Raw genomic sequence first — 22,742 nt, 5'->3', positions numbered from 1 at the left:
GTGCATCCGAGGCGAATTTTATGGCCGACCCGATTTCAGACGTTCTGCAAGCCTTTGCCGCCGGCGAAATGGTCGTGGTGACCGACGATGACGACCGCGAGGGCGAAGGCGACCTCATCGTCGCCGCGTCGTTCTGTACCGCCGAAAAGATGGCCTTCATCATTCGGCACACCTCCGGCATCGTCTGCGCGCCGATCACCACCGAGGATGCGCGCCGGTTGCGGCTCGATCCGATGGTCGTCAACAACGATAGCAACCACACCACCGCCTTTACCGTCTCCATCGACTACAAGCCCGATGGCGGTACCGGTATTTCAGCCGATGAGCGCGCCTCCTGCTGCCGCGCACTGGCCAATCCGAATGCCGGCGCCAATGACTTCGCCCGTCCCGGTCATATCTTCCCGCTGATCGCGCGCGAGGGTGGCGTGCTGATGCGCTCCGGCCATACCGAAGCCGCCGTCGATCTCTGCAAGCTGGCCAATCTCGCGCCCGTCGGCGTCATCAGCGAATTGATGAACGACGATGGCTCGGTGATGAAGGGCCAGCAGGTCGTCGACTTCGCGGCCAAGCACAAGCTCAAGCATGTCACGATCGCTGACATGATCGCCTATCGTCAGGCCCGCGAGAAGCTGATCGAGCGCGTCTCGACCTTCACCACCGACAGTCCGATCGGCCCGCTGCACGGCTATTCCTATCGCTCACCGTTCGATCCGATCCACCATGTTGCCTTCGTTTACGGCAGCGTCGGCGACGGCAAGAACGTGCTGACGCGCTTCCACAAGCCCAACATCGTGCGCGACGTGTTCTTCGGCCCGGCCAAGATGCAGCCCGTGCTGGAACGCTTCAAGAAGAACGGCAGCGGCGTGCTGGTCTATCTGCGCGACGGCGCCGCGGGCGTTCCTGTCGAGCCGCTCGATGCGCCGAAGTCGGCGGAAGCCGACCGCAACCGGCAGTGGCGTGAAATCGGCGTCGGTGCACAGATCCTGCGCGATCTCGGCGTCACCTCGATCCGCCATCTGACCTCGTCGACCCACGACTACAAGGGCCTGTCGGGTTTCGGCATCGAGATCGCCTGCAACGAACAGCTTGATGGCGATAGTTCAAAGACCTAAAATGCCGTAGCACGCAATGCGCGGGTGCCGCCTGAGACGGCCCCCTGTTGAGCGAAACAGCGCTTGCGACCAGAACACGCGCAGCCAATGCGCATTACTCAGCCATGATGTGAAAGGGATTTCGATGAGCGTTGCCCCCAAGGCAAAGGACAAGCCGGCCGCTGCAAGTTTCCAGTGGGACGATGCGTTCCTGCTCGATAGCCAGCTCACCGAAGACGAGCGCATGATCCGCGACACCGCGCGCGCTTACGCCCAGGACAAGCTGCTGCCGCGCGTCAACGACGCTTATCTCAATGAGCATACCGACCGCGAAATCTTCAACGAGATGGGCGAGCTCGGCCTGATCGGCATCACGCTGCCGGAAGACTATGGCTGCGCCAATGCCAGCTATGTCGCCTACGGCCTCGTGGCCCGCGAAATCGAGCGCGTCGACTCCGGCTACCGCTCGATGAACTCGGTGCAGTCGTCGCTGGTGATGTATCCGATCTACGCTTACGGCGACGAGAATCAGCGCAAGAAATACCTGCCCAAGCTCGCCACCGGCGAGTGGGTCGGCTGCTTCGGCCTGACCGAGCCCGATGCCGGCTCCGATCCCGGCGGCATGAAGACCCGCGCCGAGAAGGTGTCGGACGGCTACAAGCTCTCGGGCTCCAAGATGTGGATCTCGAACGCCCCGATCGCCGACGTGTTCGTGGTCTGGGCGAAGTCCGCCGCACATGACAACCAGATCCGCGGCTTCATCCTCGAGAAAGGCATGAAGGGCCTCACGGCACCGAAGATTGGCGGCAAGCTTTCGCTGCGCGCTTCGATCACCGGCGAAATCGTCATGGACGGCGTCATCGTCCCGGAAGAGAACCTCTTGCCCAACGTGTCGGGCCTCAAGGGTCCGTTCGGCTGCCTCAACCGCGCCCGCTACGGCATCTCCTGGGGTGTGCTCGGCGCCGCCGAGGACTGCATGGCCCGCGCCCGCCAGTACACGCTGGACCGCAAGCAGTTCAACCGCCCGCTCGCGGCCACCCAGCTGGTGCAGAAGAAGCTTGCCGACATGCTGACCGAAATTTCGCTCGGTCTGCAGGGCAGCTTGCGCGTCGGTCGCCTGATGGACGAAGGCAATTTCCATCCGGACATGATCTCGGTGGTGAAGCGCAACAATTGCGGCAAGTCACTGGATATCGCCCGCATGGCCCGCGACATGCACGGCGGCAACGGCATCCAGGCCGAATACCATGTGATGCGCCATGCGCAGAACCTGGAGACCGTGAACACCTATGAGGGCACGCATGACGTCCACGCGCTGATCCTGGGACGTGCGATCACGGGTATCCAGGCGTTCGGTTAAGCGTCTACGCTTCAGGTTTCAAAGTTTCGAAATGCCCGGCCTTGTGCCGGGCATTTTTTATTTGGCCATACTTCCGTCATTCCGGGGCGCGGCCGGCACTTGCCGGACGTGAACCCGGAATCCCGGAGTGTTTGGCTACGGAGACTGCCATGTCGAGATTCCGGGCTCGGTCCCGCCACCTGCGGCGTCGGCCCCGCCCCGGAATGACAGAGGGTTGACGCCCGCTCTATCATGTATCATCATAAGTTACATGAGACGAGACAACCGCCTCTCGGCCACGCTGCATGCGCTGCTGCACATGGCCGAGCAGAACCGCCCGATGACCTCCGCCGAACTGGCCATGTGCATGACCACCAATGCAGTGGTTGTCCGCCGCACCATGGCGGGACTGCGCGAAGCGGGCCTCGTGCGTTCCGAAAAGGGCCATGGCGGCGGCTGGGAGATCGCGCGCGACCTCGCAACCGTGACGCTGAAGGACATCTATGACGCGCTGGGCAAGCCCAGCCTGATGGCCATGGGTATTCATCTGGAAAGCCCGACCTGCCTCGTCGAGCAGGCCGTCAATCGCTCGCTCACATCGGCCTTCGCGGAAGCGGAAGCCGTGCTGATCGGCCGCCTTGCGGATGTCACGCTGGCGCAGCTCGCCGCGGATTTTCACGCGCGGGCGGAGGATCATCGCAGCAAAATTCAGAGCAAGATTTCAAGGAAGACAAAATGAGTTTCGATGCCATTGTCATCGGCGGCAGCTATGCCGGCCTCTCCGCAGCGCTGCAATTGGCGCGTGCGCGCCGCAAGATTCTGGTCATGGATTCCGGCCAGCGCCGTAATCGCTTCGCTGAACATTCGCATGGCTTTCTCGGCCAAGATGGCCGCGCGCCCGGCGCAATCGCAGCAGACGCCCGCGCGCAATTGATGAAATATCCCACTGTCGAATGGGTCGATGCGAAAGCCTCGACGGGTGAAGGCAAAGCTGACAATTTCACGATCAACGCCGAGAGCGGCGCGCGCTATCAAGCCAGGCGTATCATTCTCGCCGCCGGCGTCGTCGATGCACTGCCGGATGTCCCCGGCCTCGCCGAGCGCTGGGGCAAGCACGTGTTTCACTGCCCGTATTGCCACGGCTACGAACTCGACCAGGGCCGTATCGGCGTGCTGGCGTCATCGGAGATGTCGATGCATCACGCCTTGATGCTGCCGGACTGGGGATCGACGACGCTGTTCCTCAACGGCGCGTTCACGCCGGACGCAGACCAGCTCATGCAACTGATGCAGCGCGGCGTCACCATCGAGCGTGAACCGATCAGGCAATTGTCAGGCGCATCCATCGAGGTCGAACTCACGGATGGCCGCGTCATTCCGCTCGATGGCATGTTCACGCTGACGCGCACCAGTCCAGCGTCGCCACTCGGCGCACAGCTCGGCTGTGCCATGGAAGACGGGCCGATGGGACCGTTCCTGCAGACCGACATGTTCAAGGAAACCACCATCTCCGGCGTGTTCGCCTGTGGTGATATGGCGCGCGCGACGGGCTCCGTGGCGCTTGCGGTGGGCGATGGCGCGATGGCCGGGGTCGGTGCGCACCGATCGCTGATGTTCGGGCCGGGACACGGGTAGCTTCCAGATCTGTGCTTCCAGAGTTCGTCATGCCCGGGCTTGTCCCGGGCATCCACGCCTCGGCGGCGCATACGGCAGGACGCGGATGGCCGGGACAAGCCCGGCCATGACGGTGTTTAAGCATGCATGGCTGGCGCGTCTCCGCGCCGTTTGCTTTCCCCGCTCCCCTTGCTAGTCATCACAGGCGAAGAACATGCTGGGAAGGACCGACCATGAGCGACAAGGATAACGGCGCCAACGACGACGTTCCGTTCAATCGCGATTATCCGCTGAAGCCCGGCGTCGTCGATCAGGTTCGCCCAAACGTGCGCCGGGTTCTCTGCAACAACCCCTCGCCTTTCACCTTCACCGGAACCAACAGCTATATCGTCGGCACCGGCAAGGTCGCGATCATCGATCCCGGCCCGGCCAATGACGCGCATCTGCAGGCGCTGCTCGATGCGGTGAAGGGCGAAACGGTGACGCATATTCTCGTCACCCATACCCATAGCGACCATTCGCCGAATACCGCGGCGCTCAAGGCCGCCACCGGCGCCACGGTCTACGCCGAAGGCCCGCACCGCGCCTCGCGGCCGCGCTTCGAGAGCGAAAAACACTCGCCGGAGTCAGGCGCCGACCGGGACTTCAAGCCGGACGTGCTGGTCGCCGACGGCGACGTGATCGAGGGCGACGGCTGGGCGCTGGAAGGCGTGGCGACGCCGGGCCACACCGCCAACCACATGGCCTTTGCCTGGCGCGAGAAAAAATATCTCTTTGTCGCCGATCATGTGATGGGCTGGTCGACCTCCATCGTCGCGCCGCCCGATGGCTCGATGATCGACTACATGGCCTCACTCGACAAACTCGCGGCGCGCGACGAGGACCTGTATTTCTCCGGCCACGGCCCGGACATTCCCGACGCGCAGCGCTATGTCCGCTTTCTCATTCGCCACCGCCGCGCCCGCGAAGCCTCGATCCTGCATCGTCTCGGCAAGGGCGAAGCGGATATCCCCACCATCGTGCGCGCGATCTATATCGGGCTAGATCCACGCCTGACGGGTGCCGCCGGCTATTCGGTGCTGGCGCATCTGGAAGATCTCGTCGCCCGCGGCCTGGTGCTGACGGACGGCGACCCGGTCATCAGTGGGAGTTATCGGATGGCTGCTTAACCTCTCCCCGCATTGCGGGGAGAGGCAGCGAGAGGACGGTGCGTCGGATCGAAGTGAGACAGTCCTTACGGCAGATTCACGATCTCGACCCAGTTCGGATTCTTGCCCACGGGTGTTTCGCTCAGCTTGGTCAGGCTGCCCGTCGCCTTGTCGATGGCATAGATCGTCATGCTGTTCGATAGCTGCCCGACCACCAGCAGATAGCGTCCTGACGGATCGATATTGAAGCCGCGCGGCTGCTTCTCCGTCGCGGTGGAGCCAAGCGATGTCAGCGCGCCGGTTTTGGGATCGACACGGAACGCAGCGATCGTGTTGCTGGTGCGCTCCGACGCATAGAGAAACTTGCCGTCGGGTGTCAGATGGATATCCGCCGCCCAGGGCTTGCCGTCAAAGCCCTTGGGCAGCGCGGAGGCGACCTGCGTCTCCTTCTTCAGCGTGCCGGTGGCAGCGTCCCATGGAAACACATAGATCGCCGCATCGAGCTCGTTGAGCAGATAGACGAACTTCTTGTCCGGCGAGAACACCAGATGGCGAGGGCCACCTTTCGCCTTCACGCTCACGGTCGGCGGATCGTTCGGCGTCAGCTTTCCCGCCTTGGCATCGAATTTCTGCTGATAGATGACATCGCCGCCGAGGCTCGTATGCAGCACATAGCGATTGGTGGGGTCGACGATAATGCAGTGCGCGTTCGGTTCGGTGGCGACGACCTGCTGTGCCGGCGCGATCACGCCATTGGGCCCGATGGCGTTCACCGTCACCTTGTTGCCGCCATAGGACGCGCTGAGCAGGAAGCGCCCGGTGCGATCGACGGCGATATAGGCCATGGAATCGGCCAGTGGCCCGGGGCCGACAAGTTTCAGTTTTCCAGTTTTGGCATCGATATCGAAGGTCACCGCCGTGTAGGGCTCGTTGCGCAAACCGGCATAGAGCCGGTGCTTCTCGGGACTGATGGCCAGCGGCAGCGAACCGCCGGGCTTTGCCGGCCCCGGCACCGCGACGGTGTCGATCGCGCCGAGACTGCCATTCGCCTTCAGTTCGAGGATGCTGATGTTCTGGCTGTCGGCATTGCCGACATAGACGTAAGTGGCGGCGCTGGCCGATGACATGATGAACCCTGTTGCTAACGGGAGCGACACGATCGCCAGCAGCGCCTTCAAACCGGCGCTGGCACGCGTGAATGGCCAACGGCGCGAAACGGAACGAACCCGTGCGAGCATCAACACCTCCCTGCCTCTTTTCATTGGGAGGGATGATGCTACCGCCTTCTGGAATAGGCAAGCTGCGCTGCGGCAAAGTCGGAACGGGTGATCAGAACCGGCCGGCCACCGTCACCCGCAAGGCCAGCGGTTCGACCGGATGCAGCACGCGATCCATGATGCCGGTCTGGCACACCGCGGCAGGTGCCGTCGGCGCGCCGCCGCCTGACGGGAAGCACGCAGCGTACAGCGAGTCCGTCTTCAGCAGCGAACCATAGGCATAGGTGATCTGGTCGGACTTGCTGTCGAGCATGTTGAACGCGTCGAGCTGGATCCGCCAGCCATTATCGAAGCGGTAACCAACCTGCCCGTTGAGCAGACCCGTGGCTGGCGAAATGAAGGCCGCGTCTTCAGTCAGCGGACGCGGGCCGAAATAACGATAGCGCAAGGCGCCAAACCAGCCGGTGGCGTCGCCCAGCCGGATGCCAGCCGAGGCGATCATGTTGGGAGCGCCGGGAATGAAATTGCCGGGCGCGTTGCCAATCTGCGAGGCCGGATAACCATCGAGCTCAGCATAGGCCGCCGCCTGATCGGCATTGCTGCCGCGAAAGCGCGCGCGGGTCATTGCGAGGTCGGCTTCAAGACTCAGCCATGACGTCGGTTTGTAGTCGTTGGTCCATTCGAAGCCGACACGGCGGCTGGGACGACTGGCTTCAGTGTCACCGGCGTCGCCGACGAACAGGATTTCGGAGGCGGAATCCAGCATGAAGAGCGCGATCGAACTGGTCAGCCCTGGAATGAGTTTGGTACGCAGCCCGACTTCGGCGCCCTTTGTCTTCACCAGGAACGGCGAGCTGTCGACCGGCGAACCATCCGACGGCGATTCCTTGATAGTCACACCGCGCGCGTCATTGCTGTGAAAGCCCTCGCCGGCATTCAGGAACAGTTCGGTCCTGGCGAAAGGACCGAGCACGAGACCTGCCTTGGGGCTGCCGATGGTCGCCGTGGCACTGCCGGAATTAGCGGGATTGAAGAGCGAATTGACCGTGGTGTCGTAATAGTCGCCGCGCCAGCCGATATTGGTGCGCAGCCAGTCAGTCCAGAACGTCGTGTTCTGCACGAACACGCCGACGCTGCCTTCCTTCACGCCATCGCTGCGCGTGGTGGAGAGATATTGCCGCTTGATGGTGTTGCCGAGGCTGACATTGATATCGTCGTAGCGGCTCTGGATGCCGACTTCGGTTTCGTTGCGGAAGCCCGCGATATTGTACTTGAATGTATGCGAGGCGTTGATGCCGCCGAGCACGCGGTCGTCATATTGGTGAAACTGATCGCCATTGACCGGATCGCTCAGGAAGAACGTGAAGTTGTTCCACAGATTGAGCTTGCTCTTGACGACGTAGAAATCGAGTTTGGTTGCGCTGTCGAGATCGGTTTGCCGGAGACGGCCGGACAGCGAGAAACGCTCCGAATTGCCGCCATCGCTGGGATCGAGCGCGCCATAGCGGCCGATCTCGCCGGAAGTGATCGCGCGCAGCGGCACCTGATCGGTGGAATTCCACTTGTTGCCATAGGCCATGCCGGTCAGCGACAAACCGTTGTCGGCCGTCCCCTGGCTGTAGCGGATCACGCCGTTGAGCTTCTGGAGCTTGTCGGGATTGTCCCACGGGCCGTTATAGATATTGGCCTCGGCGGCCACCAGTAGCGTGCCTTCGCCGACTTTGCCCGACGTCACGCCGAAGGCCCGGTTGTAACCGAAGCTTCCTGATGTGATCGACGCCATGGTGCGCGCGACGCTGTCGATCAGGCTGACATGGATGGCGCCGACCGAGGAGAAGTCGCCTTCGTCGGCGAAATACGGTCCCTTGCGGACGTTGACTGAATTGATCAGCTCGGGGATCAGAAAATTTGTATCGGCATAGCCCTGGCCGTGACCATGGGTGCGCATGTTCACCGGCATGCCGTCGATGGAGATGGCGAGATCCGTGCCGTGATCGAGATTCACGCCGCGGAGGAAATACTGGTTGGCTTTGCCCTCGCCCGAATGCTGGGTGACGATCAGGCCGGGCGCGACTTCGAGCGCTTCGGCCGGGCGCGACAGCGGCCGCGCATTGAGCTCGGCGCCGCTGATCGTCTTTTCGCTTGCGGAGGCGGGCGGTGCTGGCGCTGCGCTGGACCCGGGCGTGACGCCTACGCCGCCGGCCGCTGCCGTCGGCGTAGCGGCGCGGCGCGCGACCGGACGACTCGTCTCGGTCCCGCTGCGCGGCACGCGTGGCTTGGCTGTATGCCGCGGCGGGGCCTCGACTTCGACAGGGGACAGCGCTGTCGCCGGCTGCGCAGGTGACGGCGTGACGGCTGCGAGCGAAGCCAGGGCGATTCCGGCCGATGAAAAGAGAGAGCGATGCATCGGTCAGTCGGCCGGGCTATGCTGGGTTCAACCGGAACACACTGACATGCCAAGTATGACAAAGTCAAAGATTCGTCATACTTCTTGAGAGGACCGATGCAGCGCATTACGATCACGCTCGACGACGACTTGATGGAAGAGCTGGATGCGATGATCGCCGAACACGGCTATCAGAACCGCTCCGAAGCGATTCGCGATTTCGCCAGGGCCGGCATGCAGCAGGCGACACAAGAGAAGGGCAAGACCGGCGAATGCGTTGCCGCCCTGGTCTATGTCTATGATCACGCCCAGCGCGATCTCTCACGCCGGCTGGTCGACACCTATCATCATCACCACGACCTCTCGCTGGCGACGCTGCATGTGCATCTGGACGGCGACAACTGCATGGAAGTGACCGCGCTGCGCGGCTCCGGCAGCGAGGTACAGCATTTTGCCGATCACATCATTGCGGAGCGCGGCGTGAAATATGGGCGCGTGGTAATGATGCCGACGGGGAAGAAGGTGGATGGGAAGAAGCCCCATTCGCACAAGTAGCCCGTGCGCATCTTCCCCTCTCCCCCGCGAAGCGCAGCTTCGCGGGGGAGAGGGGAAGACAGATCAATCCCAATCCGGCGCAAAACCCGGATTCACCAGTCGCTGCGTCTTCGGCAGTGCTGCGATCGCCTTGCGGTCGTCGTCGTCCAGCGTCAGCTTCAGCGCATCAAGGTTGGCCTGCTGACTTTCCTTGCGCGACGCCTTGGGGATCGCCGCGACGCCATCCTGATCGAGCAGCCATTTCAATGCGACCTGCGCCGCTGACACGCCGTGCTTGGCGGCGATCTTTTTCATCACATCGTTGTCCGCAAGCCGGCCCTGACCGAGCGGGCAATAGGCCACCAGCGGGATCGACTTCGACCGCAGGTACGTCAGCAGCTTCGTCTGGTCGAGCACCGCGTGATATTCGACCTGGTTGCAGGCAACCGGGGCGCCGATCTCCTCCACGGCCTGCTTCATCAGCTTGACCGGAAAATTCGCCACGCCGATGGCGCGGACGCGGCCCTCGTCCTTCAGCTTCAGCAGCGTCTCGAAGATCGTCGGGAGATTCATGCCCTTCGAGGGCCAGTGCACCAGATAGAGATCGATGACATCGAGTCCGAGCTTCTTCAGGCTGGTGTCGAAGGCGCGCCTGATGGCATCCGGCGCGAGATTCTCATGCCAGACCTTGGTGGTGACATGCAGATCCCTCCGCGCGATACCCGAAGCCTTGATGCCGGCGCCGACTTCGGCCTCGTTGCCATACATTTCGGCGGTGTCGATGTGGCGATAACCGAGGCCGATGGCGCTTTCCACGCCGGCGACGCAGCCGTCGCCCATGAGCTTGAATGTGCCGAGGCCGAGTTTCGGCACTGAAATGCCCTGCGTGTTCAGATTGTCCATGTCACTTCCTCAAGCATGTCAATTCTTCAATATGGCGAAACCGTCCGAGACGACGGCGCCTGAAGTGTTTGATACGGTGCCAGCCTGCAACGATAAACTCAAATCACCGGGAGAGTTTCAGCACCATGGAAAAGGCATTACGCGGATGGCTCGACTCCCACGGCCTGCTGGCCATCACTGCGGCCGTGCTCGGGGTCATCAGCCTGCTGGCCATGATCCTGGTGGTGGGCGGCTTCTGGCTGGCGCGCTAAAACGGCATCATCTCACGATGTCGCTGATGGGCTTCTGAATGTCGTCCATGGACTGGTATCGCTTCCCGAAATACGCGACACTCCGGGCCTGATCGCCACCCGGATTTTCCATGCGCTATTCGCTGACGTCGCTGCTCAGGCAAACCCTCACCGGCCACAAAGGCTGGACGCCGCAATGGCGCGATGCTGCGCCGAAGCCCGAATACGACATCATCATCGTCGGCGGCGGCGGCCATGGGCTGGCGACCGCCTATTATCTGGCCAAGGAATACGGCCTCACGAACATCGCCGTCCTCGAGAAGAGCTGGATCGGGTCAGGCAATATCGGCCGCAACACCACCATCATCCGGTCCAACTATCTGCTCTCGGAAAACATCTCGCTCTATGAGCTGTCGCTGAAACTGTGGGAAGGCCTCGAGCAGGACTTCAACTACAACGCCATGGTCAGCCAGCGCGGCGTATTGAACCTCTATCACTCCGACGGCCAGCGCGACGCCTATGCCCGGCGCGGCAACATGATGCGGCTGAACGGCGCCGATTCCGAGCTGCTGGACCGTGAGGGCGTGCGCAAACTCTATCCGTTCCTGAATTTCGACGCCGCGCGGTTTCCGATCCAGGGCGGCCTCTTGCAGAAGCGCGGCGGCACCGTGCGCCATGATGCCGTCGCCTGGGGCTATGCCCGCGGCGCCAGCGATCGCGGCGTCGACGTGATCCAGAATTGCGAGGTCACGGGGATCGACATCGTCGACGGTCGCGTGGTGGGCGTGCAGACCTCGCGCGGCGCGATCAAGGCCAAGAAGATCGGCCTCGCCGTCGCCGGCTCGTCATCACGCGTCGCTGCGATGGCCGGGATGCGACTGCCGATCGAGAGCCATGTGCTGCAGGCCTTCGTCTCCGAAGGATTGAAGCCTGTCATTCCCGGGGTCATCACCTTCGGGGCCGGGCATTTTTATATCAGCCAGTCCGACAAGGGCGGACTCGTGTTCGGCGGCGATATCGACGGCTACAACTCCTATGCCCAGCGCGGCAATCTGCCTGTGGTCGAGGATGTCTGCGAAGGCGGCATGGCCCTGATGCCGGCGATCGGCCGCGCACGCATGCTGCGCAACTGGGGCGGCCTCGTCGACATGTCCATGGACGGTTCGCCGATCATCGACCGCACCCATATCAATGGGCTCTACCTCAATGCCGGCTGGTGCTATGGCGGCTTCAAAGCCACGCCGGGCTCCGGCTTCGTCTTCGCGCATCTGCTGGCGAAGGACGAACCGCACGCTGCCGCCAATCGCCTGCTGCTGGACCGGTTTCGCTCAGGCCGTGTCGTCGATGAAAAGGGCCAGGGCGCCCAACCGAACCTGCACTGAGGCCCCATGCGCATCCCCTGCCCCTATTGCGGATCTCGCGACGCTTCGGAATTTTCCTATTCCGGCGACGCGACGCTGACGCGGCCCGCGCCCGAGAACACGGACGCGATGTTCGACTATGTCTATCTGCGCGACAATCCAGTCGGCGTTCACAGGGAATATTGGTATCACGCCGCCGGCTGCCACGCCTGGCTGAAGGTGACGCGCAACGTCTCGACGCATGAGGTAATCGACGCCGTGCTGGCCCATGATGAGGCTGCGTCATGAGCATCTCGCGTCGTCTCGCATCCGGTGGTCTGATCGACCGGTCCAAGCCGGTCAGCTTCAGTTTCGATGGCAAATCCTATGGCGGCTATGCCGGCGATACGCTGGCTTCGGCGCTGCTCGCCAATGACATCATGCTGGTCGGCCGCTCGTTCAAATATCACCGGCCGCGCGGCATCTTCTCCGCCGGACCGGAAGAACCGAATGCGCTGGTGACGCTGCGCTCGGGCGCGCGCGCCGAACCAAACACCAAGGCAACCACAGTCGAGCTGTTTGATGGCCTCGCCGCATCGAGCCAGAATTGCTGGCCGTCGCCGAACTTCGACCTGCGCGCCGTGCATCAGCTCGCCGGGCCGCTGCTCAATGCAGGCTTCTACTACAAGACCTTCATGTGGCCGGCGGCGTTCTGGGAGAAATTCTACGAGCCCGCCATCCGTGCCTCGGCAGGTCTGGGCGCGCTCAGCGGTCTCGACGATCCCGACACTTATGAGAAGTCTCACGCTTTCTGCGATCTGCTGGTGATCGGCGCCGGCCCGGCAGGCCTCGCCGCTGCGCTTGCGGCCGGGCGCGCCGGTGCGCGCGTGATCCTCGCCGAAGAAGACTTCGTTCTGGGAGGTCGTCTGCTCAGCGACACCGCACAGATCGACGGCGTCTCAGCGGTCTCATGGGCGGCGCTGGCGGAGGCCGAACTCGGCACCCTGCCGAATGTCCGCATCCTCAAGCGCACCGCCGTGTTCGGTGCCTATGACGGCGAATATGGCGCCATCGAGCGCGTCAGCGATCACCTGCCGGTGCCCCCGCCGTTCATGCCGCGGCAGCGGCTGTGGAAGATCGTTGCGAAACAATGCGTGCTCGCCGCTGGCGCGCAGGAACGACCGCTTGTATTTCCCGGCAATGACAGGCCCGGCATCTTGCTGGCTTCGGCATTGCGCACTTATGCCAACCGCTTCGGCGTGGTGCCGGGCCAACGCGTTGCGATCTTCACGACATGGGACGATGGCTGGCGCAGTGCGTTCGACTTGCAAGCGGCCGGCGCCGAGATCGCTGTTGTGGTCGATGCACGGACGGAGGTTTCGCCTGAGGTGCGCAAACTCGCAGGCAATGCACCGCAGTTTCTCGGCGCGCATGTCTCCGACACGTCAGGCTATCGCAGGCTGACGACGATCGAGATCACCGACAGTACCGGCAAGACACGTAGCGTCACTGTGGACACGCTTGGCGTCTCCGGCGGCTGGTCGCCGAGCATCGGCATCGCCACGCATCTCGGCGGCAAGGGCAGTTGGTCGGAGGAGCGATCGGCATTTCTCTGCAGCGACACGCCACCGGGCATGCAGATCGCAGGCGCCGCAGCCGCGCAATGGTCGCTGGCGCAGGCATTGGAGAACGGCGCGCTGGCCGGCGCAAAAGCTGCTTCGCATGTCGGCGTCGGGTTGCAGACGCAGAAGCCCATCACCGCCAGCGACAAGGCTTCCGGCAACAATCCGGTCTGGCTGTTTAAGGGATCGCGCCGCAAGGCGTTCGTTGACCTGCAGAACGATGTCACCGCGACCGATGTTGCTCTCGCTGCGCAGGAGGGCTTCCGTTCGGTCGAGCAGCTCAAGCGCTACACGACTTTGGGCATGGCGACCGATCAAGGCAAGACATCCAATGTCAATGGGCTCGCGATCCTGGCCGGCGAAATCAAAAAGACCATCGCCGAGACCGGCGCGACGCGGGCACGCCCGCCGCATGTGCCGGTCGCCATCGGTGCCTTTGCGGGCCTGCACAGTGGCAAGCATTTCAAGCCGACGCGGCTGACGGCGAGCCACGCCGCTTCCGCCGCGGCGGGCGCCACCTTCGTCGAAGCCGGCCAATGGATGCGCGCGCAATGGTTCAACGCGCCCGGTGAGAGCGACTGGTTGCAGAGCGTCACCCGCGAGGTGAAGGCGGTGCGCTCCAGCGTCGGCATCTGCGATGTCTCGACGCTCGGCAAGATCGCGCTGTGCGGATCGGATGTCGGCACGTTCCTCGACCGCGTCTATATCAACACCTTCTCGACGCTGCCCATCGGCAAGGTGCGCTACGGCGTGATGCTGCGCGAGGACGGCTTCGTGATGGACGACGGCACCACCGCGCGGCTCTCCGCCGATCATTATGTAATGACGACCACCACCGTGAATGCCGGCAAGGTGATGCAGCATCTGGAATACTGCCATCAGGTGCTGTGGCCCGAATTCGACGTGCAGATGGTCTCGGTCACCGAACAATGGGCGCAGGTTGCCCTCGCCGGGCCGAAGTCGCGCGACCTGCTGCAGGCGCTGCTCGGCGACACCTTCGATGTCTCGAACGAGGCCTTTCCGTACATGGCCTGTGCTGAATTCCACGTCGGCAACATTCCGCTGCGACTGTTCCGCGTCTCGTTCTCCGGCGAACTCGCTTATGAGATTGCCGCGCCCGCGGGTTATGGCGAGGCGCTGTTCAACGCATTGATGCAAGCCGGCAAGCCCTTCGACGTCACGCCCTATGGCACCGAGGCGCTCAGCGTGATGCGGATCGAAAAGGGCCATGTCGCCGGCTCCGAACTCAACGGCCAGACCGTGGCGCGCGATCTCGGGCTCGGACGCATGATGTCGGTGAAGAAGGACTATATCGGCCGCACCATGGCGGCGCGCGAGGCGCTGATCGATTCCAACCGGCCGACGCTGGTCGGCCTGCGGCCGGTCGATCGCAGCCATCGCCTGCGCAACGGCGCGCTGCTGTTCGCGCGCGGCGTGACGCCTGCATCGGATAACAATGCCGGCTTCATCACCTCAACGGCGTTTAGCCCAAGTAGCAATCACTGGATCGGGCTGGGCCTGCTCGCGCGCGGGCCAGAACGGCATGGTGAGATCATCCGCGCCTGGGATCCGGTGCGGTCAGGCGACTATGAGCTCGAAGTCGTCGATCCCGTCTTTATCGATGCAGAAGGAGCGCGGCTGCGTGCTTGATCTCGCTCACATCTCCGCCTTCGCTGAGTTGCGATCCATCGGCGATGGCCGCGGGGTCATCGCACGCGAGCGTCGCGGCATCGCCATTGCCACCGTCATGGCGCGCAAGGGCCAGAGTGCCGCGCTCGCTGCTGCCGTGAAGGAACAGTTCGATATCAACCTGCCACTGGGACCGCACGGCTCCGGCAACGACTCGACCTCGTTTCTCGGCACCGGTCCCGGCCGCTGGCTGGTGACTCACGATGCGGGCACACCGCGTTTCGTGGACAGTCTCGCGCAGCAGCTCGATGGCCTCGCCTCGGTGGTCGATCAGTCCGACAGCATTGGCCTGCTCCGGCTGTCGGGTCCGGCCCTGCTCGACGTGCTGGCCAAGGGCGTCGCCATCGATCTCAGCGCCGCGGCGTTTCCAGCCGGCAGCGTTGCCGTCACGCAAATCGCGCATATGGGTGTGACGCTGTGGAAGGTGGATGAAGCGCCGACGATTCACATCGCGGTTGCGCGCAGCATGGCTGGGAGTTTCCTGCATTGGCTGGAAGCGTCGGCGGGCATGACGGGATTGGCGGCGGAGTAAGGGGCCTAGCGCCATTCTCTCGGTCGTCATGCCCGGCCTTGTGCCGGGCATCCACGCCTTTCTTGACTCGTCCAAAGACGTGGATGGCCGGGACAAGCCCGGCCATGACGGAGTGTTAGTAACCTCTCCCGCGATTTACCGAATCCTTCGGCTGCACGCCCAGCTTCACCGCCTCTGCCGTCGCCAAAATCGTATCGCCGATCGCGGTCATGGTGACCTCGCAGGCGTCATGCGGCGTCAGCACGATCTGCGGATGCGACCAGAACGGATGGTCCTTGGGCAGCGGTTCGGTGTGGAAGACATCGAGTGTCGCGCCGGAGAGCTGCCCACTGGCGAGCGCATCGAGGATATCCTGCTCAACCGAATGCTCGCCGCGGCCGACCTGGATGAGATAGCTACCACGCGGCAGCTTGGCGAACAGGCTTGCATTGAGAATGCCGCGGGTTTCCTCGGTCAGCGGTAGCAGGTTCACCAGCACCTCGGAGCCCGCGAGCATCGCGTCGAGTCCGTCGCTGCCGTGGAAGCCGGTCACACCCGGCGTCGTCGGCTTGGCCGAGCGGCTCCACACCCGGACGGGAAAGCCGAGCATCGCCAGATCGGACGCGACACGCGCACCGATGGCGCCGTAGCCGAGAATGCCGATCGCAACCTCGGACGGCCGGCGTCCGCCGCCGAGGCGCTTCCACACGCGATCACGCTGGTTCTGCAGATAGGTCCCGAACTGGCGCTGGTGATAGATCACGTTCCAGATCACGAAGCCGGACATCATCTGCGCCTGTGCCGGTTCGACCACGCGCACCACGTCGATGCCGTCGCGCAGGCTCGGACAGTTCAGGATGCTGTCGGCGCCGGCGCCGATGGAACACGCCGCCTTGAGGTTCGGATAGTGATCGAACGCATCCGCATGCGGATGCCAGCTCACCGCCATGTCAATTTTAGCGGGATCGGTGCCGTCGAGATGATCGACAAAACTCACCTTGCCGTCGAGCCGGGCGATTTCGTTGGTCAGGTATTTGCGCAGGTTGATGGTCCTGCTCAGGAAAACGCAAGTCACGGGAGACGTCGGCATAAGGTCAGGCGGCCTGGGATGGCGAACTCTGGCCGGGGACGGCGCCGAGCAATTCGCGGGTGTAGGGATGTTCCGGCGCCGCAAACAGTTGCGCCGTCGGCTTCAGCTCGACGATCACACCGCGCTGCATCACCGCGATGCGATCGCAGATCTGTGCGGCGACACGAAGGTCGTGGGTGATGAACAGCATCGAGAGACCAAGGCGGGCCTTGAGGTCTTCCAGCAGCTTCAGCACCTGCGCCTGCACGGAGACGTCGAGCGCGGAGACGGCTTCGTCGGCGACGATGATCTCGGGATCCATCGCAAGCGCGCGGGCGATGCCGAGACGCTGGCGCTGGCCGCCGGAGAACTCATGCGGATAACGATCGAGCGAGCCGGCATCGAGTCCGACCATCCCGAGCAGATCACGCGCACGCTGCATCGCGACTTTGGGATCGGTGCCGCGAGCGATCGGGCCATCGGTGATGATCTGGCCAACCCGGCGACGCGGATTGAGCGAGGCGAACGGGTCCTGAAAGATCATCTGGATGCGGTGGCGCTGCGCGCGCAGCGCCTTGCCTTCGAGGGCCGTGAGATCGATATCCCCGATGCGCACGGTGCCGCGGTCGGCCTCGATCAGACGCATCACCAGACGCGCCACTGACGATTTGCCCGAACCGGACTCGCCGACCAGGCCGACGGTCTCGCCCTGCATGATGGAGAACGTGACTTCGTTCGCCGCCTGCACGCGGCGATCCGGCTTGAACCAGCCGCCCGAGGTCACATAGGTCTTGTCGAGGCCGATGACCTCGACAGCCTTCGCATTTTCATCCAGCGACGCGCGCACCGGCGGATGCATCGACGGCACGGCAGCGAGAAGCGCCTTGGTGTAATCGTGCTGCGGATTCCTGAAGACGGCGTCGATCGAGCCTTCTTCCACGATCTTGCCATGGCGCAACACCACGACACGATCGGCGATATCGGCAACGACGCCGAAATCGTGGGTGATGAACATCACCGCCATGTTGCGGCTGCGCTGCAGATTGCGGATCAGCTTGAGGATCTGAGCCTGGGTAGTGACGTCGAGTGCCGTGGTCGGCTCGTCGGCGACGAGCACCGATGGTTCGAGCGCAAGTGCCATGGCGATCATCGCACGCTGGCGCTGACCACCGGAGAGCTGGTGCGGATAGGCGCGGATGATGCGCTCTGGATCGGGCAGACCGACTTCCTTGGCGAGGCTGAGGGCCTTGGCGCGGCGCTCCTTCGGCGTCAAAAGATTATGCGCCTCGAACATTTCCATCATCTGCTCGCCAATCCGCATCAGCGGATTGAGCGCGGTCATCGGCTCCTGGAACACCATGGCGATGCCGCGGCCGCGCACTTCGCGCCAGCCGCTTTCGTCCAGCTTCAAGAGATTCTGCCCCTCGAACAGAACTTCGCCGGTCTCGGTCTTCACCGTATCCGGCAACAGGCCCATCAGCGCGTGCGCGCACATGGATTTGCCGGAACCGGATTCGCCGACGACGCAGACGATCTCACCGGGAATGAGATCGATGGAGACGCCATCGACCGCATAAGGGCGTTCGGCGCTCTTCGGCAAAGCAATCTTCAGGTTCTTGATGGAAACGGCGGGGGTAGCGGTCATCAGCGGCTATCCTTCGCCAGGCGCGGATTGAGCGCATCGTTGAGGCCTTCGCCGATCAGGTTCATGCCGAGCACCGAAATCAGGATGGCGACGCCGGGGAAGACCGTGATCCACCAGGCTTGACGGATCACCGTCCGGCCCGCGCCGACCATGTAGCCCCAGGACATCAGGTTGGGATCGCCGAGGCCGAGGAACGACAGCGAGGATTCCAGCAGGATCGCATTGGCCACCATCAGCGACGCCAGCACGATCACCGGCGACAGCGCATTCGGCAAAATCTCGCGCGAGATGATCCAGGTATTGCTCTGGCCGGTCACGATGGCCGCCTGGACATATTCGCGCGTGCGCAGCGACAGCACCTCGCCGCGTACCAGACGCGCCACCGGCGGCCACGAGACGATGGCGATGGAACCAACGATGGAATAGATCGACGGCTGCAGGATCGCCACGAGCACAATGGCCAGCGGGAAGCTCGGAATGGTCTGGAAGAACTCGGTGAAGCGCATCAGGGCGTCGTCGACCTTGCCGCCGAAATAACCGGCGATGGCGCCGAGCGGCACGCCGATGGTCAGCGCCACCGTGGTCGAGACGAGACCGACGAGCAACGACACGCGTGCGCCGTAGATCAGGCCGGCGAACACGTCGCGGCCCAGCGCATCGGTGCCGAGGGTCACCATGGGATTGGTGAAGGGCGGCAGGAACGGCCGCTGCACCATGCGCCAGGGCGAGGTCGGGAAGATCATCTGCCCGAACAGCGCGACGAAAATCGCAAGCGTGATGATGACCAGACCGATAACGCCGCCGGGATTGCGCAGCATCAATTTCCAGAACTTCTTCATGATGCAAACTCGATGCGTGGATCGACCAGTCGATAAACGAGGTCGGTGACGAGGTTGAAGATCAGGACCATCGCCGAGCAGACCACGAAGACGCCGAGCAGAAGGTTATAATCGCGTTGCAAGAGTGCCTCATAGAGCAGCCGGCCGATGCCGGGCCATGCAAACACCGTCTCGGTGAGCACGGCGCCGCCGACCAGCGTACCGGAATGGACGCCGGCCAGTGTCACCACCGGCAGCAGCGCGTTGCGCAGTACGTGGCGGCGCTGGATGATGTTGTCGCGCAGGCCCTTGGCGCGGGCGGTCTTGACGAAATCCAGCCGCTTGACCTCAAGCATCGAGGCGCGCGTCATCCGCGTATAGGTCGCCATGAAGAACAGGCCGATGGTCATGGCCGGCATCACCAGATGCAGAGCCACGTCTTTCACATGTGCCCATCCGGTAAAGTTTCCACCGACGGTCTCGTAGCCGAAGCTCGGCAGCCAGCCGAGATAGACCGAAAACAGCAGGATCGACATCAGCGCGACCCAGAAGATCGGCGTGGCATAGAACAGCAGCGCCGAGACAGTGATGGCAGTGTCCGCCCATGTCCCCGCAAATCTCGCGGCCAGCGTACCGAATGTGATGCCCAGTAACAGCGATATGCCGAACGCCGTCAGCGTCAGCAGCAGCGTCGCCGGCAGACGCTCGGCGATCAGCTTCGCGACCGGCATCTGCTGGCGGAACGAGAAACCGAGGTCGAGGGTGACGACACCCTTCACGTAAATGAACAGCTGCTCCGGCAGCGGTTTGTCCAGTGAGAACTTTTCGCGCAGCTGCTGGACGAATTGCTCATCGCTGGCGCCGGCCTCACCGGCCATCACCGCTGCGGGATCGCCGGGCGCAAGGCGGATCAGGAAGAAGTTCATCACGATGATCGCAAGCAGGACGAACACGCCCTTCACGATCCTCTGGGCAACGAATGACAGCATCAGAGGTCCATCGCATTCAGGTCAGAGTACACAAAGAAAACCCGTGACGATCACAGAGATCGTCACGGGCATCAGGCTGAAAGCTTACTTGTCGATCCAGGCGTCGCGGAAGCCGTCATTGACGCCGATACCGGTCGTGATCAGGTTCTTGATCTTGCAGTTGGTGATGGTCGGGAACTGCAGTTCAAGCTGCCAGGCAACAGGCACATCCTCGACGAGAATCTTCTGGACCTTCTCGTAGATTTCCTTGCGCTTCGAATCCGGCGTGGCGACGGCGCCCTCTTCGAACAGCTTGTCGACCTCAGGATTGGAATAGCCCTCGAGGTTGTTGAAGAGCTGGCCCTTGGCGATTGCGCTCGTCACGTAGTTGCGGCCAACGCCGAGCGCCGGATCGCCGTACTGATAGAGATAGGTGAAGGAGATATCGTAATCCCACTCCATGTTCTTCTGGTTCGAACCAGGCACGTCGGTGGCGATGGTCTCGATATTCATGCCGACGTCGACGAGGTTCTGCTTCACAGCTTCACCCCAACGAGACCAGGTTTCGCCGTAAGGCAGCGGCATCAGGCGGACCTTCTCGCCCTTGTAGCCGGCTTCCTTCAGCAGCGCCTTGGCCTTGGCCGGATCGTACGGGTACTTGTGCACGTTGTCGGTGTAGAACTTGATCGCCGACGAGGACGGGCCGGTAGCCACCTTGCCGAGGCCGTTCCAGATCACGTCCCTGGCGAATTCGCGGTCCACCGCATACATGATCGCCTGACGAACCTTCTTGTTGGCGAGCACTGGGGTGCGGTTGTTGAGCCACATCCAGGCCATCGGCGAGAAGAACTCCCAGCCGTCGCCGGTGACGCAGGTGTTCGGCAGCTTGCTGACGCGCGGTACGTCAAAGTTCTCGATCGAACCGCCGGGCAGCACATCAACCTTGCCGGTCTCGTAGGCCACCGAACGCGCAGCGGCGTCCGGAATGATCTGCCAGTAGATGCCGTCGATATAGGGCTTGCCCTTGACGTGGTAGTTCGGGTTCTTCACCAGCTGGATGAATGAGCCCTTCTTCCATTCCTTGAACATGAACGGGCCAGTACCGATCGGCGTATTGTTCGCCGGATTGGTCTTGACGTCGGAGCCTTCATAGATGTGCTTCGGGATGATCGGCATCGAGCCGACTTCGAAGATGCCGATGAAGGGGCCAAAGGGCTGTTTCAGCGTGAAGACGACGGTGTAATCGTCCGGCGCTTCGACCTTGTCGAGCTGCACGAGGTTGTTGCGCGCACGCGCGTGGGTCACCTTCAGCGTCTCGATGGAGAACAGCACGTCGGCAGCGGTGAACGGCTTGCCGTCATGCCAGGTCACGCCCTGCTTGAGCTTGAACGTGTAGGTTTTCGCATCCGGGCTGATGGTCCAGCTCTCGGCGAGACCAGGCTGTGGCTCCAGTGTCTTGCTGTAGCGCAGCAGGCCTTCATAGATGTTGCCCGAGACCATCTGCGTCGGGCCGTTCTGGACGAGTGCGAGCATCAGGCCCGGCGGCTCAGGCTGGATCACCGCATTGATGGTGCCGCCCATCTTCGGTTCCTGCGCGAGCGCCATTGTACTCACGGTGCTCAGGGCCAAAGCCAGTACAAATTTCTTCAACATATCTTTCCCCTTAGTGCCGGCTGGCACGTAACCCAGATCAGTTGACGATGTGTAGCGGAAGTCGGATCAATTCTTGTAATCGGCGTCCGTGCGATCGAGCATGCGCTTGAACGCTTCCCACTCGCTGTCCGGCTTGCCGCCTTCGGTGCCATGCACCTTGTCGTAACCGCGGTCATACTGGCCGGCGGTGTGTGCGGCAATGGCGTGGGACGGGCGAATGACTTCTGCGCCGGTTGAAAGAATCGCGAGCTGCGCGCGGCAGGAGCGCTCCATATTGAACATCAGCTTGAAGGCCTCACCGACCGAGCGGCCGCAGGTGAGCAGGCCGTGATTGCGCAGGATGAGAACCATCTTGTCGCCGAGATCGGCGACCAGGCGCTCACGCTCGGACAGGTCCAGCGCGATGCCTTCGAAGTCATGATAGGCGATGCGATCGGTGAACTGCATCGACCACTGGTTCAGCGGCTGCAGACCGTCCTTCAGGCATGACACGGCAACACCGGCAACGGTATGCGTATGCAGCACGCACTGCGCATCGTGGCGCGCAGCGTGAACGGCGCTGTGAATGGTGAAGCCGGCCGGATTGATGCCGAGGCCGAGCGGATCGTCGACAACTTTACCGTCGACGTCGACGGTGACGAGGTTGCCGGCCGTCACTTCCTCGAAGCGCATGCCATAGGGATTAATCAGGAAGCGGTCCTGGGTGCCGGGGACGCGCACCGAAATATGCGTGTAAATGCTGTCATCGAGGCCGAGGCGATGGATCAGACGATAGGCCGCAGCAAGATCGATACGAACCTGCTTGGCGGCATCGAGGGTCGGCGTAATGTTTGCATGCATATTCACAGGCGCGGTTCCCGGCTTTTTTTAAGGTGCGGGCAGGAAACACAATCGCATGGCAGCTCGCAAGATTAAACTGTCGACAATCGACGATTAATTCTTGTACAGGGGAAGAAACGGGTCCC

Annotated in this window: 20 protein-coding genes; 11 read left to right on the top strand and 9 right to left on the bottom strand. The window is 62.7% G+C overall.

Going from position 1 to position 22,742, the window contains the following annotated elements; all coding sequences use genetic code 11:
* The first annotated feature begins 20 nt into the window (after positions 1-20).
* The 5 genes from ribB to AB7813_RS25055 all read left to right on the top strand — a co-directional run bounded on the left by ribB (position 21) and on the right by AB7813_RS25055 (position 5,213).
* Positions 21-1,112: a 3,4-dihydroxy-2-butanone-4-phosphate synthase gene (gene ribB / locus AB7813_RS25075; RefSeq protein WP_089263618.1), complete on the top strand. Its 1,092-nt coding sequence runs from the start codon at positions 21-23 to the stop codon at positions 1,110-1,112.
* A 124-nt stretch (positions 1,113-1,236) separates the two neighbouring features.
* A complete protein-coding gene (locus tag AB7813_RS25070) occupies positions 1,237-2,451 on the top strand; it encodes an acyl-CoA dehydrogenase (protein WP_120288483.1) in 1,215 nt (404 codons plus the stop codon).
* 250 nt (positions 2,452-2,701) lie between these two features.
* On the top strand, positions 2,702-3,169 hold the full coding sequence (locus AB7813_RS25065) for an RrF2 family transcriptional regulator (protein WP_175368812.1): 468 nt from the start codon (positions 2,702-2,704) through the stop codon (positions 3,167-3,169).
* Positions 3,166-4,065 (top strand): NAD(P)/FAD-dependent oxidoreductase, encoded by a 900-nt coding sequence (locus tag AB7813_RS25060; RefSeq protein WP_175368811.1) that lies wholly within the window; start codon positions 3,166-3,168, stop codon positions 4,063-4,065. The genes AB7813_RS25065 and AB7813_RS25060 overlap by 4 nt, the downstream gene beginning before the upstream one ends.
* A gap of 212 nt (positions 4,066-4,277) precedes the next feature.
* On the top strand, positions 4,278-5,213 hold the full coding sequence (locus AB7813_RS25055; protein ID WP_175368810.1) for an MBL fold metallo-hydrolase: 936 nt from the start codon (positions 4,278-4,280) through the stop codon (positions 5,211-5,213).
* A 65-nt stretch (positions 5,214-5,278) separates the two neighbouring features.
* Here AB7813_RS25055 and AB7813_RS25050 read toward each other — a convergent pair whose 3' ends face one another.
* Positions 5,279-6,430, bottom strand: a complete 1,152-nt coding sequence (locus AB7813_RS25050) for a lactonase family protein (RefSeq protein ID WP_441228656.1) — start codon at positions 6,428-6,430, stop codon at positions 5,279-5,281.
* A 91-nt stretch (positions 6,431-6,521) separates the two neighbouring features.
* On the bottom strand, positions 6,522-8,816 hold the full coding sequence (locus AB7813_RS25045) for a TonB-dependent receptor (RefSeq protein ID WP_441228655.1): 2,295 nt from the start codon (positions 8,814-8,816) through the stop codon (positions 6,522-6,524).
* A 96-nt stretch (positions 8,817-8,912) separates the two neighbouring features.
* Here AB7813_RS25045 and nikR point away from each other — a divergent pair, with 96 nt between their 5' ends.
* Complete coding sequence (nikR, locus tag AB7813_RS25040; RefSeq protein WP_441228654.1) at positions 8,913-9,350, top strand: nickel-responsive transcriptional regulator NikR; 438 nt, start codon at positions 8,913-8,915, stop codon at positions 9,348-9,350.
* A 63-nt stretch (positions 9,351-9,413) separates the two neighbouring features.
* On the opposite strand, the gene AB7813_RS25035 is transcribed toward nikR, so the two are convergent.
* Positions 9,414-10,232 carry an aldo/keto reductase gene (locus tag AB7813_RS25035; protein WP_441228653.1) on the bottom strand — a complete coding sequence of 273 codons (819 nt, stop codon included), beginning with the start codon at positions 10,230-10,232 and terminating at the stop codon, positions 9,414-9,416.
* A gap of 125 nt (positions 10,233-10,357) precedes the next feature.
* On the opposite strand from AB7813_RS25035, the gene AB7813_RS25030 reads away from it, so the two are divergent.
* The 5 genes from AB7813_RS25030 to AB7813_RS25010 all read left to right on the top strand — a co-directional run bounded on the left by AB7813_RS25030 (position 10,358) and on the right by AB7813_RS25010 (position 15,645).
* On the top strand, positions 10,358-10,483 hold the full coding sequence (locus AB7813_RS25030; protein ID WP_256461202.1) for a hypothetical protein: 126 nt from the start codon (positions 10,358-10,360) through the stop codon (positions 10,481-10,483).
* Positions 10,484-10,593: 110 nt separating this feature from the next.
* Positions 10,594-11,844 (top strand): sarcosine oxidase subunit beta family protein, encoded by a 1,251-nt coding sequence (locus tag AB7813_RS25025; RefSeq protein WP_439057207.1) that lies wholly within the window; start codon positions 10,594-10,596, stop codon positions 11,842-11,844.
* 6 nt (positions 11,845-11,850) lie between these two features.
* Positions 11,851-12,111, top strand: a complete 261-nt coding sequence (locus tag AB7813_RS25020; protein WP_441228652.1) for a sarcosine oxidase subunit delta — start codon at positions 11,851-11,853, stop codon at positions 12,109-12,111.
* On the top strand, positions 12,108-15,074 hold the full coding sequence (locus AB7813_RS25015) for a sarcosine oxidase subunit alpha family protein (RefSeq protein WP_441228651.1): 2,967 nt from the start codon (positions 12,108-12,110) through the stop codon (positions 15,072-15,074). Before AB7813_RS25020 ends, AB7813_RS25015 begins: the two co-directional genes overlap by 4 nt.
* Positions 15,067-15,645 (top strand): sarcosine oxidase subunit gamma, encoded by a 579-nt coding sequence (locus AB7813_RS25010; protein ID WP_441228650.1) that lies wholly within the window; start codon positions 15,067-15,069, stop codon positions 15,643-15,645. The genes AB7813_RS25015 and AB7813_RS25010 overlap by 8 nt, the downstream gene beginning before the upstream one ends.
* A 115-nt stretch (positions 15,646-15,760) precedes the next feature.
* On the opposite strand, the gene AB7813_RS25005 is transcribed toward AB7813_RS25010, so the two are convergent.
* The 6 genes from AB7813_RS25005 to AB7813_RS24980 all read right to left on the bottom strand — a co-directional run bounded on the left by AB7813_RS25005 (position 15,761) and on the right by AB7813_RS24980 (position 22,617).
* Complete coding sequence (locus AB7813_RS25005; protein ID WP_441228649.1) at positions 15,761-16,699, bottom strand: 2-hydroxyacid dehydrogenase; 939 nt, start codon at positions 16,697-16,699, stop codon at positions 15,761-15,763.
* A gap of 19 nt (positions 16,700-16,718) precedes the next feature.
* Positions 16,719-18,338: an ABC transporter ATP-binding protein gene (locus AB7813_RS25000; protein ID WP_441228648.1), complete on the bottom strand. Its 1,620-nt coding sequence runs from the start codon at positions 18,336-18,338 to the stop codon at positions 16,719-16,721.
* On the bottom strand, positions 18,338-19,177 hold the full coding sequence (locus AB7813_RS24995; protein WP_093759485.1) for an ABC transporter permease: 840 nt from the start codon (positions 19,175-19,177) through the stop codon (positions 18,338-18,340). Before AB7813_RS24995 ends, AB7813_RS25000 begins: the two co-directional genes overlap by 1 nt.
* A complete protein-coding gene (locus tag AB7813_RS24990) occupies positions 19,174-20,145 on the bottom strand; it encodes an ABC transporter permease (protein WP_120288470.1) in 972 nt (323 codons plus the stop codon). Before AB7813_RS24990 ends, AB7813_RS24995 begins: the two co-directional genes overlap by 4 nt.
* An 84-nt stretch (positions 20,146-20,229) precedes the next feature.
* On the bottom strand, positions 20,230-21,777 hold the full coding sequence (locus tag AB7813_RS24985; RefSeq protein ID WP_441228647.1) for an ABC transporter substrate-binding protein: 1,548 nt from the start codon (positions 21,775-21,777) through the stop codon (positions 20,230-20,232).
* Between the two features lie 66 nt (positions 21,778-21,843).
* Complete coding sequence (locus AB7813_RS24980) at positions 21,844-22,617, bottom strand: class II aldolase/adducin family protein (RefSeq protein WP_439062705.1); 774 nt, start codon at positions 22,615-22,617, stop codon at positions 21,844-21,846.
* Positions 22,618-22,742 lie beyond the last annotated feature (125 nt).

The organism is Tardiphaga sp. 20_F10_N6_6, from assembly GCF_052076045.1.
Taxonomy (GTDB): domain Bacteria; phylum Pseudomonadota; class Alphaproteobacteria; order Rhizobiales; family Xanthobacteraceae; genus Tardiphaga; species Tardiphaga robiniae.
This window is presented reverse-complemented; position numbering and strand designations above follow the sequence as displayed.

Coding starts and splice junctions, on each gene's coding strand:
- ribB (WP_089263618.1), top strand. CDS start 21: ATGGCCGACCCGATTTCAGACGTTCTGCAAGCCTTTGCCGCCGGCGAA.
- AB7813_RS25070 (WP_120288483.1), top strand. CDS start 1,237: ATGAGCGTTGCCCCCAAGGCAAAGGACAAGCCGGCCGCTGCAAGTTTC.
- AB7813_RS25065 (WP_175368812.1), top strand. CDS start 2,702: ATGAGACGAGACAACCGCCTCTCGGCCACGCTGCATGCGCTGCTGCAC.
- AB7813_RS25060 (WP_175368811.1), top strand. CDS start 3,166: ATGAGTTTCGATGCCATTGTCATCGGCGGCAGCTATGCCGGCCTCTCC.
- AB7813_RS25055 (WP_175368810.1), top strand. CDS start 4,278: ATGAGCGACAAGGATAACGGCGCCAACGACGACGTTCCGTTCAATCGC.
- AB7813_RS25050 (WP_441228656.1), bottom strand. CDS start 6,430: ATGCTCGCACGGGTTCGTTCCGTTTCGCGCCGTTGGCCATTCACGCGT.
- AB7813_RS25045 (WP_441228655.1), bottom strand. CDS start 8,816: ATGCATCGCTCTCTCTTTTCATCGGCCGGAATCGCCCTGGCTTCGCTC.
- nikR (WP_441228654.1), top strand. CDS start 8,913: ATGCAGCGCATTACGATCACGCTCGACGACGACTTGATGGAAGAGCTG.
- AB7813_RS25035 (WP_441228653.1), bottom strand. CDS start 10,232: ATGGACAATCTGAACACGCAGGGCATTTCAGTGCCGAAACTCGGCCTC.
- AB7813_RS25030 (WP_256461202.1), top strand. CDS start 10,358: ATGGAAAAGGCATTACGCGGATGGCTCGACTCCCACGGCCTGCTGGCC.
- AB7813_RS25025 (WP_439057207.1), top strand. CDS start 10,594: ATGCGCTATTCGCTGACGTCGCTGCTCAGGCAAACCCTCACCGGCCAC.
- AB7813_RS25020 (WP_441228652.1), top strand. CDS start 11,851: ATGCGCATCCCCTGCCCCTATTGCGGATCTCGCGACGCTTCGGAATTT.
- AB7813_RS25015 (WP_441228651.1), top strand. CDS start 12,108: ATGAGCATCTCGCGTCGTCTCGCATCCGGTGGTCTGATCGACCGGTCC.
- AB7813_RS25000 (WP_441228648.1), bottom strand. CDS start 18,338: ATGACCGCTACCCCCGCCGTTTCCATCAAGAACCTGAAGATTGCTTTG.
- AB7813_RS24995 (WP_093759485.1), bottom strand. CDS start 19,177: ATGAAGAAGTTCTGGAAATTGATGCTGCGCAATCCCGGCGGCGTTATC.
- AB7813_RS24990 (WP_120288470.1), bottom strand. CDS start 20,145: ATGCTGTCATTCGTTGCCCAGAGGATCGTGAAGGGCGTGTTCGTCCTG.
- AB7813_RS24985 (WP_441228647.1), bottom strand. CDS start 21,777: ATGTTGAAGAAATTTGTACTGGCTTTGGCCCTGAGCACCGTGAGTACA.
- AB7813_RS24980 (WP_439062705.1), bottom strand. CDS start 22,617: ATGCATGCAAACATTACGCCGACCCTCGATGCCGCCAAGCAGGTTCGT.